At 45.2% G+C, this 15,118-nt stretch carries 16 protein-coding genes and 2 other annotated features; of the genes, 5 read left to right on the forward strand and 11 right to left on the reverse strand.

All coding sequences use genetic code 11. From position 1 onward, the window contains the following. Nucleotides 1–15: 15 nt before the first annotated feature. Entirely contained in the window at nt 16–2,448 is a 2,433-nt protein-coding gene (gene leuS, locus AC5162_RS03720; RefSeq protein ID WP_496533908.1) for a leucine--tRNA ligase, read from the reverse strand. A 49-nt stretch (nt 2,449–2,497) separates the two neighbouring features. Beyond that, nucleotides 2,498–2,707, reverse strand: a binding site (T-box leader). Nucleotides 2,708–2,767: 60 nt separating this feature from the next. On the opposite strand from leuS, the gene AC5162_RS03725 reads away from it, so the two are divergent. Both AC5162_RS03725 and AC5162_RS03730 read left to right on the forward strand, forming a co-directional pair. Then, a complete protein-coding gene (locus AC5162_RS03725; RefSeq protein ID WP_496533909.1) occupies nt 2,768–3,295 on the forward strand; it encodes an SAM-dependent methyltransferase in 528 nt (175 codons plus the stop codon). 73 nt (nt 3,296–3,368) lie between these two features. Further along, nucleotides 3,369–3,494 carry a hypothetical protein gene (locus AC5162_RS03730; protein WP_496533910.1) on the forward strand — a complete coding sequence of 42 codons (126 nt, stop codon included), beginning with the start codon at nt 3,369–3,371 and terminating at the stop codon, nt 3,492–3,494. A gap of 141 nt (nt 3,495–3,635) precedes the next feature. Here the strand turns inward: AC5162_RS03730 and tuf are convergent, their stop codons facing one another. From tuf to AC5162_RS03765, 7 genes are all read right to left on the reverse strand, one after another. Further along, nucleotides 3,636–4,823 carry an elongation factor Tu gene (tuf, locus tag AC5162_RS03735; protein WP_496533911.1) on the reverse strand — a complete coding sequence of 396 codons (1,188 nt, stop codon included), beginning with the start codon at nt 4,821–4,823 and terminating at the stop codon, nt 3,636–3,638. A gap of 173 nt (nt 4,824–4,996) precedes the next feature. Then, a complete protein-coding gene (locus tag AC5162_RS03740) occupies nt 4,997–5,896 on the reverse strand; it encodes a type I restriction endonuclease subunit R (RefSeq protein WP_496533912.1) in 900 nt (299 codons plus the stop codon). A gap of 101 nt (nt 5,897–5,997) precedes the next feature. Then, a complete protein-coding gene (locus tag AC5162_RS03745; protein ID WP_496533913.1) occupies nt 5,998–7,824 on the reverse strand; it encodes a ribonuclease J in 1,827 nt (608 codons plus the stop codon). Nucleotides 7,825–8,072: 248 nt separating this feature from the next. Next, a complete protein-coding gene (gene rplT, locus AC5162_RS03750) occupies nt 8,073–8,492 on the reverse strand; it encodes a 50S ribosomal protein L20 (RefSeq protein WP_496533914.1) in 420 nt (139 codons plus the stop codon). 42 nt (nt 8,493–8,534) lie between these two features. Next, nucleotides 8,535–8,729 (reverse strand): 50S ribosomal protein L35, encoded by a 195-nt coding sequence (rpmI, locus tag AC5162_RS03755; RefSeq protein WP_496533915.1) that lies wholly within the window; start codon nt 8,727–8,729, stop codon nt 8,535–8,537. A gap of 51 nt (nt 8,730–8,780) precedes the next feature. Then, nucleotides 8,781–9,359: a translation initiation factor IF-3 gene (gene infC / locus AC5162_RS03760; RefSeq protein ID WP_496533981.1), complete on the reverse strand. Its 579-nt coding sequence runs from the start codon at nt 9,357–9,359 to the stop codon at nt 8,781–8,783. Next, nucleotides 9,332–9,458, reverse strand: a sequence feature (ribosomal protein L20 leader region). Its footprint overlaps the gene before it by 28 nt. Before the next feature lie 42 nt (nt 9,459–9,500). Then, nucleotides 9,501–10,169, reverse strand: coding sequence for a DUF1361 domain-containing protein (locus tag AC5162_RS03765; RefSeq protein WP_496533916.1), 669 nt, complete (start codon nt 10,167–10,169; stop codon nt 9,501–9,503). Nucleotides 10,170–10,376: 207 nt separating this feature from the next. Here AC5162_RS03765 and rpmF point away from each other — a divergent pair, with 207 nt between their 5' ends. The 3 genes from rpmF (at nt 10,377) to mscL (ending at nt 12,862) form a co-directional block, all read left to right on the forward strand. Then, entirely contained in the window at nt 10,377–10,550 is a 174-nt protein-coding gene (rpmF, locus tag AC5162_RS03770; RefSeq protein ID WP_496533917.1) for a 50S ribosomal protein L32, read from the forward strand. A gap of 151 nt (nt 10,551–10,701) precedes the next feature. Beyond that, complete coding sequence (locus tag AC5162_RS03775; RefSeq protein ID WP_496533918.1) at nt 10,702–12,423, forward strand: Rqc2 family fibronectin-binding protein; 1,722 nt, start codon at nt 10,702–10,704, stop codon at nt 12,421–12,423. Between the two features lie 49 nt (nt 12,424–12,472). Next, on the forward strand, nt 12,473–12,862 hold the full coding sequence (mscL, locus tag AC5162_RS03780; protein WP_496533919.1) for a large conductance mechanosensitive channel protein MscL: 390 nt from the start codon (nt 12,473–12,475) through the stop codon (nt 12,860–12,862). Between the two features lie 112 nt (nt 12,863–12,974). Here mscL and AC5162_RS03785 read toward each other — a convergent pair whose 3' ends face one another. The 3 genes from AC5162_RS03785 to AC5162_RS03795 form a co-directional block, all read right to left on the reverse strand. After that, on the reverse strand, nt 12,975–13,610 hold the full coding sequence (locus AC5162_RS03785; RefSeq protein ID WP_496533920.1) for a deoxynucleoside kinase: 636 nt from the start codon (nt 13,608–13,610) through the stop codon (nt 12,975–12,977). A 63-nt stretch (nt 13,611–13,673) separates the two neighbouring features. Continuing rightward, entirely contained in the window at nt 13,674–14,288 is a 615-nt protein-coding gene (gene ruvA, locus AC5162_RS03790) for a Holliday junction branch migration protein RuvA (protein ID WP_496533921.1), read from the reverse strand. A gap of 35 nt (nt 14,289–14,323) precedes the next feature. Continuing rightward, on the reverse strand, nt 14,324–15,079 hold the full coding sequence (locus AC5162_RS03795; RefSeq protein WP_496533922.1) for a class A sortase: 756 nt from the start codon (nt 15,077–15,079) through the stop codon (nt 14,324–14,326). Between the last annotated feature and the right edge of the window lie 39 nt (nt 15,080–15,118).

Consider the following 15,118-nt stretch of genomic DNA (forward strand, 5'->3'; position numbering starts at 1 on the left):
ATACCATTTTTTAACTTACTTGGCAACGATATTGACGAACTTACCTGGAATGGCAATCACCTTCTTGATTTCCAACCCTTCGATATTCTTTTGAATCTTATCGTCTGCCTTCGCAGCTGCAATCATGTCATCTTGGCTGGCGTCGGTTGGCAAAACCTGCTTTGACCGAACCTTACCGTTAACTTGGAAAATGATTTCCTTGCTGTCGTCAACCAAGGCCTTCTCATCATAAGTTGGCCAAGCAACATAGGCAATTGACCGGGCTGACCCCGTCAATTTTTGCCAGAGTTCTTCTGCCAAGTGAGGCGCAAACGGTGCCAACATTTGCACAAAGCCTTCCATGTAAGACTGTGGCAAAGCTTCTGCCTTATATGCGTCATTAACGAAGACCATCAAAGAAGAAATTGCCGTATTAAAGTGCAAGTTCTCCAAGTCTTCCGTCACCTTCTTGACTGTTAGGTTGTATTCCTTCTTCAAGTCCCCATCGGTCTTGTCGGTTAACTTGTCCGTCAAAGAACCATCGTCTTGGACCAACAACCGCCAAACGCGGTCCAACCAACGCCGTGAACCGGTCACGCCTTCTTCAGACCAAGGCTTGTTTTGCGTCAAAGGACCCATGAACATTTCATAAATCCGGAGAGTATCAGCTCCGTACTCATTCACGATATCATCGGGGTTGACAACGTTCCCCTTTGACTTTGACATCTTTTCATGGTTTTCACCAAGGATCATTCCTTGGTTCACCAACTTGTAGAACGGTTCTTTTTCATGCACAACGCCCAAGTCGTACAAGACCTTGTTCCAGAACCGGGCATAAAGTAAGTGCAAGACTGCGTGTTCAGCCCCACCAACATACAAGTCGATGTTCTTCCAGTAAGCCAACTTGTCATCGGCCGCCAAGGCATCCGAGTTTTGAGGGTCTAAGTACCGTAAGAAGTACCATGATGAGCCGGCCCACTGTGGCATTGTGTTGGTTTCACGACGGCCCTTCACGCCGTCTTCACGGGTAACTTCCAACCAGTCGGTCGCGTTGGCCAATGGTGACTCACCCGTTCCAGATGGCTTCATTTGTTCTTGGGACAATTCAGGCAGGCGGAGTGGCAGCTCATTTTCGGGAACTAACGTCTGAGTACCATCTTCCCAGTGGATAACAGGGATTGGTTCACCCCAATAGCGTTGGCGAGAGAAAATCCAGTCGCGCAAGCGGTAGTTGACCTTCTTTTGACCAGCGCCGTGTTCTTCCAACCAGGCAATCATCTTGTCGATGGCTTCTTTTTTGTCCATGCCATCCAAGAAGCCAGAGTTAATGTGGACCCCTTCGCCACTATAAGCTTCCTTGTCGACATCACCGCCTTCAATAACAGGGGTAATCTTCAGGTCAAACTTCTTGGCAAAGTCATAATCGCGTTGGTCATGGGCAGGCACACCCATCACAGCCCCAGTTCCATAAGAACCCAAGACGTAATCAGCAATCCAAATTGGGACCAAGTCACCGTTTACAGGGTTCTTAGCGTATGCTCCAGTGAAGACTCCAGACTTATCCTTGTTCAAATCCGTCCGTTCCAAATCAGACTTCGAAGCGATTTCTTCTTGGTACGCCGCTACAGCAGCTTTTTGGTCTGCTGTGGTGATCTTATCAACCAGGTCGTGTTCTGGTGCCAAAACCAAGTAAGAAGCCCCGAAGAGCGTGTCAGCCCGGGTTGAGAAAACTTCAATTTTTTCATCAGCTGAACCATCGACGTCAAAGACGATTGAAGCACCAATTGACCGGCCAATCCAGTTTCGTTGCTGCTCTTTGATAGCTTCTGGCCAGTCCAAGTCATCTAAGTCATCAATCAAGCGGTCGGCATAGGCCGTAATCTTCAAGACCCACTGCTTCATTGGCTTGCGGTAAACGGGGTAACCCCCACGTTCCGTCTTACCGTTAACCACTTCTTCGTTGGCAACTACCAAACCACCACCTGGGAAATCAGGGGCCCAGTTGACCATGATTTCGTCTTCGTAAGCCAAGCCCATTTCATAGAGCTTTTCAAAGATCCACTGGGTCCACTTGTAATAACTTGGGTCTGTCGTCTTAACTTCCCGGTTCCAATCATATGAGAAGCCAAGGGACTTAACCTGGTTCTTAAAGGTTTGAATGTTTTGGTCCGTAAAAGTAGCTGGATTATTCCCAGTCTTCAAAGCATACTGTTCAGCGGGTAGTCCAAAGGCATCCCAGCCCATTGGGTGCAATACGTTAAAGCCTTGAGCCCGCTTGTACCGTGAAACAATATCAGTGGCCGTATACCCTTCTGGGTGGCCAACGTGCAACCCCTGACCAGATGGATAAGGGAACATGTCTAAGACATAGTACTTTTCCTTGTCCGACTTATCTTCGGCCTTAAAGGTCTGGTCCTTGTCCCAAAATCCCTGCCACTTCTTTTCAATTCCTTGGTGATCGTATCCCATTTGCTTCCTCCCTAAATAAAAAAGCCCTACGTCAGACTTAAAAAGCCTAACATAGGGCGATTGTTACCGCGGTACCACCTACGTTTTGCCAGCTAAATTAGCCAGCCTAGTTCCAGCCTTAACGCAGCTAAACGTACCGACTACTAACTTTCACCGGTAGGTGCTCCAACCGAGTTCGCAATGTTGGTTGGTAGGCTTGCAGCACCGCCTACTTTCTGAAGCTCTTCCATTGCTACTAATGTTGAAAAGTAACTTTATTATAGCACAGGCCCCAATAAATCCGCTATACTAGAAAGAAGAAAAAGAAGTGGAGTAAGAAATGCAAATTTCAAACCGACAATTCATCCAAAGCACCTTGGAAAGTACAGTCCAAACCGGCGACCTTGTGGCCGATGGCGCTGCAGGCCAAGGATTGAATACCCGGTTCTTAGCTAGTCGAGTTGGTAGTACTGGTCAGGTCCTAAGTTTTCACGACCAAAAAGAGGCCGCTAACGCCACCGCCTCATCCCTCTTTATGGCTGGTCTTCAAGACCGGGTAGCGGTGATTAACGGTCCTCTTTCACAAGCAAGTCTCTTACAAGAAATCGGTAAGATTACCAAGCTTGACCTGGCCATTTTGGACTATGGCGCCGATACCGACCAAGCCCAACCAGACCAAAAAGACTTAACAGGACAAATTGAGGTCCTCTTAAGCCACTTAAAGGTCAATGGTCTTCTAATCGTGAATTTGGCAAAGGCTGTGGATTTTTTGGTCCAAAACGTTGAGGATGATGACATCGACCAAGCTAGTTACCAAACGAAGGCTGGTACCACCCTCTTATTTGAACGACAAGCACAAGAAGACTAAGAAAACTTGACCTTTAACCTTCCCTTAATCAGCCGTGGTATAATATAAAAAAGAACAAACGGAGGACATTCAGATGGGACGCATTGTAGACCAAGAAGAACGACTTAACAATCCGTTGGCAGACATTATCAACTTGCCCGAAACGGAAAGTGAAAAAGAAAAGACCGCTAGGGCCAAAGCTTTGGGTCAAATTAAATAAGCACCATTTTTTATCTTTGTTCAAAAAGAGCGTTTCCTGTGATTAGGAGACGCTCTTTTTGTGTGCGAGAAAAACTTTTATTTGTCCAAAATAGGCAAAGAAAAAAGCCCACCTAAGCGGACTTTTTGAAAGTTAATTGAATTAGCCTTCGATTTCAGTAACAGTTCCGGCACCAACAGTGTGGCCACCTTCACGAACAGTAAACTTCAATCCCATTTCAATGGCAACTGGGGCGATCAATTCAACGTCGAACGTTACTTGGTCACCAGGCATAACCATTTCAACACCTGCTGGCAATTCTACGACACCAGTAACATCAGTGGTGTGGAAGTAGAATTGTGGACGGTAGTTAGTGAAGAATGGTGTGTGACGACCACCTTCGTCCTTAGTCAAGACATAAACTTCGGCCTTGAACTTCTTGTGAGTCTTGATTGAACCAGGAGCAGCCAAAACTTGACCACGTTCGATCTGGTCACGGTCAACACCACGGAGCAAAGCACCGATGTTGTCACCAGCTTGAGCTTCGTCCAAAGTCTTACGGAACATTTCGATTCCAGTAACAGTGGTCTTTTGGATTTCATCCTTCAAACCAACGATTTCAACTTCAGTACCAGTAGTCAAAACACCACGGTCAACACGACCAGAAGCAACAGTACCACGACCAGTGATCGTAAATACATCTTCGACAGGCATCAAGAATGGCTTGTCATCTTCACGTGCTGGAGTTGGGATGTATGAGTCAACAGCATCCATCAATTCCAAAACAACCTTAGCTTGGTCGGCGTCGCCTTCCAAAGCCTTCAAGGCTGATCCCTTGATAACAGGAATGTCATCGCCAGGGAAATCGTATTCTGACAACAATTCACGAACTTCCATTTCAACCAAGTCGATCAATTCTTCATCATCAACCAAGTCAGTCTTGTTCAAGAAGACAACCAAGTGTTCAACACCAACCTGACGAGCAAGCAAGATGTGTTCACGAGTTTGTGGCATAGGACCATCAGTTGCGGCAACAACCAAGATGGCACCATCCATTTGTGCGGCACCAGTGATCATGTTCTTAACGTAATCAGCGTGACCTGGGGCATCGATGTGAGCATAGTGACGAGTGTCAGTTTCATATTCGATGTGTGAAGTGTTGATCGTGATTCCACGTTCCTTTTCTTCAGGAGCGTTATCGATTTCAGCGAAGTCAGTAGCTTGACCACCATCTTTTTCTGCCAATACCTTTGAGATAGCAGCAGTCAAAGTAGTCTTTCCGTGATCGACGTGACCGATCGTACCAATGTTAACGTGGGGCTTATTGCGAACGTAAGTTTCCTTAGCCAATGTAGTTTCCTCCAATTTTTTCTCTCGTTTTTATCCCGAGAAAATCGTATGCTTATATTTTACAACGCCAACCTATGAAAGGCAACAGTAAATGGCGTTTTTCTGGCATATGCGCCGTCATTAATTATACTAAGTTCTTAATTTTTTGTAAACACCCTTTTCAGACGGATTTTTTAAGCACCCATCTCGCCCAAAACTCGGACAACAAAGCTGTGAGCCTCGGCTTGTTTCGGATCTTCTTCTGGTAATTCTTGCTGATAGAAAGCCGCTACATCCGTCTTCACCCACAACCGTGCATCCAAAATTCGGTCTTCCATTTGCGGGAACAAGAGCATGGCCTCAACCCGGAGCTGGTCAATTAAGGCCTCATAGGCAACCGGGTCTTCTTGACCAACTTGTAAGTTCAACTCAGTTTCTAAGACCTGGAACAGTTGGGAGGAAAAGGCCGATGGCACTTCTTGCAAGTTAACCTGGTATTGCTTTTTGTCCAACCAGATATAAGGAACCTGGTCACGAAGGCCTAACTGCTGCAAATCGGCTAATAAGGCTGTCTTAATCAGAGCAGAAGCAAAAGGATCCAGTAATAAGGACTTGGCTCCCGCCACAAAGTCTGCCACTGGCAAATAAAAAGCCTGCTGGTACCGTTTTTGCTGCGTCGCCATGTCTTGGTCACTCATATGGTAAAAATGGCTAGCAATCTTTTGGAACTCCGCCTGGCATCCCTGCTTAACCGAATCTTCTTTTTGGCGAACTTTTTTAACTAATTGCTCCCGGTCCTCAGACTGTAGTGCCCATTGCTGGGCTGACACAAAATTTCGACCAGCCAATAAGATTTCCAAGTAAAGCGCAAACGGTTCATCGGTTGTTTGATAATCATTCAAAAAATCATCCGCATAGTCCTTGGCTAGTCGGTCTTGGCCGTCCTGGTGCAATGCTTGAACGACTAGGTAATTACTATCAAAGTTCTGCTTTTCTTGGTAATATTCGGCCCAAAGGTCAGCTGCCTGGTGGAAGTTTCCTTGGTCAAATTGTTCTTGTCCATCTTTTAGGAGTTCTTGCTGTTTGTCAGTCATGTCACTTTCCCCAGAATCCCATTCCTAGTAAATAGTTTATATCAATTCTAAACATTATACCAATTTTAATAAAAAAAGACCATCACCTGGTCTTTTAAAAATTAGTCATTCGCTGGCTTTGGTTGGTTTTGATTTTGCTTCTTACCTTGCCCCTGCTTTTGACCCTGGTTGTTCTTTTGTTGTTGGCCCTTATTGTTGTTTGAGCCCTTCTTATTCTTGTTATCTTGACCCTTGTGGTGGGGACGGCGGTTTTGGTTAACTTCCATTACCACCGGCATCACCATCGGGCGACGGCGAGTCTCATTAAACAAGAACCGTGATAATGATTCACGGACCCCATTTTTCAACTCGTTCCAGTCAAAGGACTTTGAATCTTTCAAGTAAGATTCGATTGAATCAATCGTAATCTTACCGGCTTCTTTCATCAAGTCGCGGTTAGCCTTCACGTAGACAAAACCACGAGAAGTCATCTTTGGCTTGGAAACAACCTTACGCTTCTTCCGGTCAATCGTCACGACCGTGACAAAGACACCATCTTCAGACAAAATTCGACGGTCACGCAAAACGACGTTTCCAATATCGTTTAAGGAATCCCCATCAATCATGGTTTCCCCAACGGTAAAGCCCCCCTTCTTTTCAAAGGTTGTCCCATCATAAACGTAGTCATCGCCACGCTTGCCCATGATAACGTGCTTAGCATCAATGCCAACTTGAGCAACAGCTTCTTTAGCCGTAACCATCACCCGGAATTCCCCAGCAACTGGGAAGAAGAATTCAGGCTTCAAGAAGTTCACCATCATTTGCACGTCTTCAGCAGAACCGTGGCCAGATGACCGCAAGTCAGTTGAAATCTGCTTAACGTCAGCACCCTGGCGGAAGAGCAAGTTCCGCGTTTGGGCCACGTAAGATTCAACCGCAAAGGATGGTGTCGTAGCGATGAAGATTAAGTCATCTGCACCAACTCGGATATTAGGGTTTTCACCCATCGCCATCTTGTGCAAGTTCTTAACGGGTTCGCCCATCTTACCAGTTTCTAGGACCACGATTTGGCCAGCTGGCAAAGTTTCCATGTCGGATAACTTGGCAAATAATTGGTCTTGTGGCACTGGCAAATTCAACTTGTTCTGGTCCAAGGCTGTATGAACGATTTGTTCAACATCTTGCCCGGACAAAATCAACCGGCGGTGAGTCTTTGCCGTCGCATCAATCACCTGTTGGACCCGTTGGATATTCGAAGCTACCACAGCAACAATAATCCGCTTGCCCTTAGCTTCAACAAAGCTTTCTTGGACATAGTCGTGGATTTTCATCTCACTAGCCATTGGCTTGCCAGTATCTTCGGTACCAGCGGCATCGGCCAATAAGGCCAAGACTTTTTTTGAGCCAATTTCAGCTAAGCGGGCATAGTTGGTTTGATAGGCCTTTTCAACCGTTTGGTCAAACTTAAAGTGACCGGTATAAACAATTTGGCCTTCATCCGTACCCAAAACAACGCCCAATGCTTCCGGAATCGTGTGGGTCGTGTTAAAGAATGAAACTTTAACAGCACCAAAGTCAATTTCAGTGTTTTCATTAACGGCATGGAAGTCATCAAAGTCTTTCAGACTAACTTCTGAAGCAATCGCTAACTTGGCCAATGAAATCGTTAGTTCAGACCCAAAGACTGGGACTTGAACTTGTTGTAAGAAATAAGGCAAGCCACCGATGGCATCGGCATGGCCGTGAGTCAAAAAGATTCCGGCAATCTTGTCTTGGTTTTCAATCAAATACTCGTAATCAGGGACGACGACGTCAATCCCTAACAACTCAGTTTCAGGGTACTTGAGCCCTGCATCCAAAATGAAAATTTCATCTTGGACAGTCACGGCATACATGTTCTTGCCGTTTTCGCGCACACCCCCAAAGGGAATAATACTTAATTCTGTCATGTTGTTTCCTTTTGCTACTTGTTTTACACAGTAAATCATCTTGAAAGAAAATGGGTTAATTCTCTTTCTTGTCTCGATTTCAATTACATTTAGTTTACCATAAAAACAGTTTGCTTTGCGACTAAGACGGTCAACTTGGTTGGAAAATTGGCAAAAATGGACAAACGGCTCCCCTTTTTAATTTGCATTTGGCAGAATTTTAGACAGAAAAAAAAGACCAAACAAAGTGTTTGGTCTTTTAAAGTCAATTAACGGTCAACGTTAACAGTCTTTTCAGTTGTTGCTGCGTTACGTTCTTGAACCAAAACTGAATCCTTCTTCAAGGCTTCCTTTGCTTGGTCAGCAACCTTAGCAAAAGTATCAAAGTCAGATACTGCCAAGTCAGCCAACATCTTACGGTTCAATTCGATACCGGCCAAAGTCAAGCCGTGCATCAACTTTGAGTATGACAAACCGTTCATCCGTGCTGCAGCATTGATCCGTGAAATCCACAACTTGCGGAAGTCACGCTTACGGTTCTTACGGTCGCGGTAAGCGTACAAGTATGACTTGTAAACTTGTTGCTTAGCAACCTTATAGTTGATCCGACGTTGACCACGGTAACCCTTAGCCAACTTAATAAACTTTTTACGACGTGCGCGTGAAACTGTACCACCCTTAACTCGCATGGGTAATTCCTCCTAATAGTATAAAATAAACGACCCTGTTAATTAAAGGGACAACATCTTAGCGTACTTCTTAACCGTAGTTTGGTTCATCATACGCGTACCACGCAACTGACGGCGTTGCTTCTTGGTCTTACCGTGGAAACGGTGTGAAGTGTAAGCTGAGGCTGACTTCAAGCCACCCTTAGCTGTTTTCTTGAAGCGCTTTGCTGAAGCGCGGTGGGTCTTCATCTTGGGCATTAGTCCATTCTCCTATCGTTTTCAAGTATCCTAGTGGTTGACTAGCTTTGGTTAGTTCTTCTTAGGAGCCAAAACCAAAAACATTTGTCGACCATCCATCTTAGCACGTTGTTCAACTTTGGCAATATCGTCTAATTCGTTTGCCATCCGCTCTAAGACTTCCCGTCCAATATCTTGGTGGGTGATCATCCGGCCTCTAAACCGTAAGTTTAACTTGACCTTGTTTCCCTTTTCAAGGAACTTGATGGCTGCTTTCTTACGTGTTTCAAAGTCACCTGAGTCAATTACCGGAGACATCCGGACTTCTTTGACTTGGACAACCTTTTGGTTTTTGCGCTGTTCTTTTTGACGCTTCTGCGCTTCGAACTTTGCCTTACCCCAATCCATGATTTTAGCAACTGGTGGAACGGCGTTGGCTTGAACCAAGACCAAGTCTTGGCCCATGTCATCGGCGATGTCTTGAGCATCACGCGTTGACATTTCCTGTTGCTTGCCATCATGAATTAGTAAAACCCGGTTAGCGCGGATATTATCGTTGACTAGATCAACTTGTCGTGGTTGACGTGCTATGGCTAGGTACCTCCAAATAATTTTGCTGTGAACAACGAAGAAAAAAGTGGGCAGACACAGAGTCTACCCACTTTACCTGACTGTACATATGTACAACGTGTATCTGCCTGGCAACAGCAATCGTCACGAGGCGAGAAGCGGGCGCTCCTACTTGTTCAACACAAAGTATTATACGTACCTTTTTTAACGAAGTCAAGCTTTTTAGAATTTATTATTTTGGTTAAGCCGGTCAGCATTTTCCTCAGCTAAGCTCACTAACAGCTTAGCCCCAAAGTGGTAAACAACCAAAATAGCGAACTGGGCTCCAGCAAATAAGATTACAAAGGCCGCCATATGAGTCGAGGATGATTGTTGCATATAAGTAACGACTAGCTTGAAATTGGTAAAGACATCCCAAGAGTTTAGCCGTAAGAACCGACCCAAGTAAATACCAAAGGAAGAAACTAGAGAAGTAATCCCCAAAATCCCCAACACTAAGAATGGGTGCTGGCGAGGTAAGAACTTATAAATCATGATTTCTAAAGAAATCACCCCTAAAGTGACCCCAACAAAGATTCCCGCCGCCAAAACCGAATAGTTAAAGTACTGAAAGCGAACATCCAGTGAATCACTAATATATTGCAAGTGGATAAAGTCCGTAATCATGTACATCGTATTTGGAAAGAATAAAAGCCAAAAAAACGAAAAGATTGCTTGGGTTAGCTTCGAATTCCAAAGTAAGACCCCTAAAGCAAAGTCTAATGGTAATAAGGCCAAGAAAACGTTCCACATTAAGAAGTCAAAGTGCGTTGGCGTCACCAATACAAATAAAATAAAGGCCAGCACCACCAGGTGGACTAATATGATATTTTTGGCATTTCTTCTCAACATAATCAGCATTCTCCTACAAGCCTAAAACAGGCCTGTCCTTGTTTTCCTTAACCTATACTATTTTACCAGGAAAAGTCGCCGTCGTTAAGCCCCTCACTAGGTTTTTTAAGGGTTTTTCCGTGAATCATCCTGGTTTTTGGTTGACATCGTTTTAAAAATTCGATAAACTTAATGAGTTGATAAATTGGACCGAAAGGAGGTGCCGGCATGGCTACCCCATCAAACAAGAACTCAAAGTCTCACAAGCGTAACCGTCGCGGACACATCGGTTTGAACGTACCAAACATCGTTTTGGACAAGACAACTGGTGAATACCGCGTGGCTCACCGCGTCTCACCATCTGGGATGTACAACGGTAAGCAAGTTACTGAAAATAACTAATTAAAACAAATGCCCCCGCTCTTGCAGCGGGGTTTTTTGTTGCTTGAATTTGCCAGTGGTTCAAAAACGGTCAGTCACACACAATGATTTGTCTGAAACTGACCCGTTCAATTCGTTATAATAGGAGTAACAGTTTTTAAGGAGAAAAGTAATGCCCCTTGACGGTCTTTTCGTTCATTCTTTAGCAAAAGAATTAAACCAAACCCTTGCGGGTGGTCGGATTACTAAGATCCACCAGCCCTACCCTAATGAAATTATGATGGTTGTCCGCAACAACGGAACCAACTACCCAGTGTTGCTCTCGGCCAATCCCGCTTATGCCCGGGCCCAAGTCACCAATATTCCTTACCAAAACCCGGCCACCCCACCAAACTTTGCCATGTTCTTACGGCGAAACCTAGAAGGTGCCCGGCTAGCTTCCATTAGCCAGGTTGAAAATGACCGAATTCTAAACCTTACCATCAACACCCATGATGAACTCGGTGACGAACAAGTTTTGACCCTGACTTTAGAAATGATGGGCCGGCACTCGAACTTGTTCTTAGTTCGAGAAAAAGACCAGCGAATTTTGGAACTGATCAAGCACGTCCCAGCCGACCAAAACCGAGTCCGGTCATTAATCCCTGGGGCGACCTACACCCTACCACCAGCCCAAAATATGAAAAACCCCTTTGAATCGGACTTAAAGGCTCTGGCTCCGATCTTGTTGGACCAGGATAAAGCTGACTGGGCCAAGGCGATTCAAAAAACCTACCAAGGTTTTTCAACAGTTTCCGCTAAGGCCTTGGCACAGTCACTAGCGAACCAAGGCGGTCAGTCAACTGATTCCATCCAGGTTGCCAAGGACTGGTTGGCCAACTTTGACCAAATCAACCCAACTTTGTACCAGGTTGATAAAAAGTTTACCTACGCAGCCTTTGACTGGGATGAGAATGGAAATGGCCAGCACTTTGACAGCCTTGGCGCCCTCCTAGACGCCTACTTCCAAGGCCAAGCGGAAGCTGACCGAGTTAACCAGCAGGCTAGCGCCCTGGTTCGTTTGGTTAAAAACGAAACCAAGAAAAATGAGAACAAGGTCAAAAAGCTCAACCAAACCTTAGAAGACTCCAAAAACGCTGATTCCTATAAGGTCAAGGGTGATTTGTTGATCACCTACCCCCACCTCGTCCACAAGGGGATGGAATCAGTGGAAATCGAAAACTACTATGATAACAACAACTTGTTAAAGATTAGTGTTGACCCCCGTTTTGACGGCTTACAAAACGCCAACCGCTACTTCAACAAGTACCGCAAACTCCGGTCGGCCAAGGACTATGTCTTGGAACAATTAGCCATTACCCAAAAAGAGCTCGACTACTTTTATGAAATTGCCAGTCAGTTGAACGTGGCTTCACCAAAAGACGTGGCCGACATCAAGGTCGAATTGATTGACCAGGGTTATTTGAAAGAAAAGGCCCGGGTTAAGACCAAGGGTAAGCAGACCAAGAAACCAAAACACGTCCTGTCTGCCCCTGATAAGTTTACGGCCACTGATGGTACTTTGATTGAAGTTGGGAAGAATAACTTGCAAAACGATAAGTTATCTTTGAAAAAGACTAACCGGCAAAACATCTGGCTCCACGTTCAAAAGATGCCCGGCTCACACGTGATTATTCATTCCGAAAATCCTAGCGACCAGACTATCGAAGAAGCAGCCCAATTAGCGGCTTACTTCTCCAAGGCCCGTGAATCAGCCAATGTGCCGGTTGATTATTTGCCCGCTGGCAAACTCCGCAAGCCAAACGGCGCCAAACCCGGTTATGTCATTTTCGAAGGTCAGTCAACGACTTACGTAACTCCTGACCCCCTCCTAGTTCAAAAGTTGCGGGCCTAAAAGTCGAATGATACAATGGAAACAATTGGTAAAGGAGAGTGAGTGGCCTATGCACTTAATGCGTGACTTTAAAGAATTCATCAACCGGGGCAACATGGTCGACCTGGCAATTGGGATGATTATTGGTTCTGCCTTCTCAGGCATCGTCAAGTCATTGACAACCAACTTAATCAACCCTCTTGTCGGCCTTTTCACCGGTCAAAGCAACAACTTAACGTCACTAAAGTGGACACCAATGAAGCAGCTCACCTTCACGTACGGAGCCTTCTTGAATGACTTGATTAACTTCATCATCACAGCCTTCGTTGTCTTCTTACTCATTAAGTTAGTGAACAAAGTCTTTGTCAAGCCAAAGCCTAAGACAGACCCTAAGCCAAGCGACGAACTCTTGGTCCTCCAAGATATCAAGCAACTTTTGGCTAACCAGCAAAAAAAATAAGCAAATAAAAAAATCATGGTTTTACACCATGATTTTTTTAATTGGTTAATACTTAGTCAGGTCAGCTTAAAGTTGCCGGCCTGGCTTTTTATTTGCCATGAACATCTGAAAATTAACCGCGGATTTCTTTCAAGGCATCTTCGATTTGGCCCAAAACAATCTTTTGGTTTTCAGGGTCTTCCAAGTCATACTTTTGCAAGTCAACCTTGATCTTCGGTGATTGGTCATATGAATCAAACCAACCGCGGTAGGCGTCCCACATCTTTTTGTAGTAAGCTTTCAATTCTTCGTTGTCATCAAACTGTTCGTAATCGCGGCCGCGCTTCTTGATTCGCTTCAAAATCGTTTCAAAATCGGCATCCGCATAAACCATCAAGTCCGGTGCCTTCTTAGGCAAGTCATGGAGTTCGTCCATCATCCGGCTAAGCAAGTTGTGGTAAACATCCATTTCCATATCGGAAATGTTGCCGTCCTTATGGTTTTCTTCCGTAAAGAGTTCATCTTCATAAATTGACCGGTCCAAGACGTTGTTGTCATCGGCCAAGGCCTTCTTGATCATTTCAAAGCGACGGTTCAAGAAGAAAATCTGGAGTAAGAACCCGTATTGCTTAGGATTTTCGTAGTAAAGGGGCAAAACTGGGTTATCACCAACGGGTTCGAAAAAGGCCTGGGTGCCAAAGTGGTCAGCCACTAAGCCCGTCAATGTTGTTTTGCCGACACCAATCATTCCTGCTGTAATTATCACCATACTTACTCCATTTCAATTTTAATTGTCTTTGTCTGTCACGTTTTTGGCCTAATCAGACCAGCCTCAACCCGCTACTAAGAGGGTCAAAGCTTGAGAAATCAACTCTTCGGTGGTCCCTGCTTGGCCAAGCAAGGCCTTTTGAACCTTGTCGATATCCTTTTTAGCATAACCCAGAGCTGCCAAAGCTTCCAAGGCATCCGACAAGTTTTGACCGGAAGCTTCTTGACCAACGCCAGCCGCCTGGTTGGCAGAATCAGCTGTCCCATTGGCCAAAGTAGCAAAGTCGTCTAACTTGCCCTTCAAGTCTAATACAATCTGCTGGGCCGTCTTCTTCCCCACCCCAGGGAACTGGGTCAAATAGGAAACCTGGTCTTGGTCAATCGCGTTCACCAAGTCAGTGGGGTTGGCCCCGGCCAAAATCGCCAAGGCTGATTTTGGACCAATACCAGAAACTGCTAAGAGCTTGTTAAACAAGGCCTTTTCAGTCAGGGTCGCAAAACCATACAGAGAATTCTCGGTTTCTCGGACAATTTGTTCAATGTAAACCTGGCTTTCTTGGTCCAAGTTAAATTGATAAGGATTGGCCGGATAGACCTTATAACCAACCCCATCTTTGGTTTCTAAGACCAGGTACCCTGGATTAATCTGGGTAATTGTGCCCTTTAAATATTCAAACATCTTCTCTCCTCAAACGCAGCCAAGTTAAAACCTGCTTAACTATTTGGCAGTAAGTTGACTTTATTTTTCTTGGTATCAAAGTAGCCGACTTCCTTGTCAGAGGCCTTTTGCCAAGTCGTAAAGGACTTGTATTTGGCCGTGGTAATAATCCGCTTACTGATATCTGGAAACAAGCAAGTGATAATGGTTAACTCTGCCTGACCACCATCACGGCGGTCAGGATTCAAAACCGAGCTATCGTTTTGGTCAACCCCCTGTTGCCCAGTAATTTGATAGCGGTAAATTCCCTTGTCGTTAGCCAAATAGATATACTGGCCGTTTAGCCAAGAAGACGTTCCATAGGAACCATTCGTCCAATAAGGGTCGTCTTGCTTTAACTTTTGCTGCAAGGCCGAAAAACCAGTATAGCCATTATCCCAGTTATGGGCGGCTAAGGTGTAATTGCCCTGACCCATCGTTGGCACGGGCGAATTCTTCTGAGCAGTATTAGCCCCAACGTCTAAGGCGGTCTTAGAGTAGGCGTTATCATAAATTGGTAGCAAAATTGACAACTTTGGCATGGCTACAAAACCCTGCTTGGTCAAATGATAACCGGTTTGGTCGTTTTCAGCGACGTGGTCTTGAATTTTTTGCCGGGCCGAAGCACTGTAGTGCTTATCCCGAGTCAAAACCCTCTTAGAAACCGTTTTGACCGGGCTAACCGCCGGCTGGTTAATCGCCCAATCATAGGCCAACCAACCAACCAGAACAATAATGATGACGACCAGTAATCGTCGAATCCATTTTCGCATGATACTGGCCTCCTCTCACAATCTACCTGCACCTGCAAA

It is taken from the genome of Fructobacillus sp. ChS1-6f1-1-27, assembly GCF_059579415.1.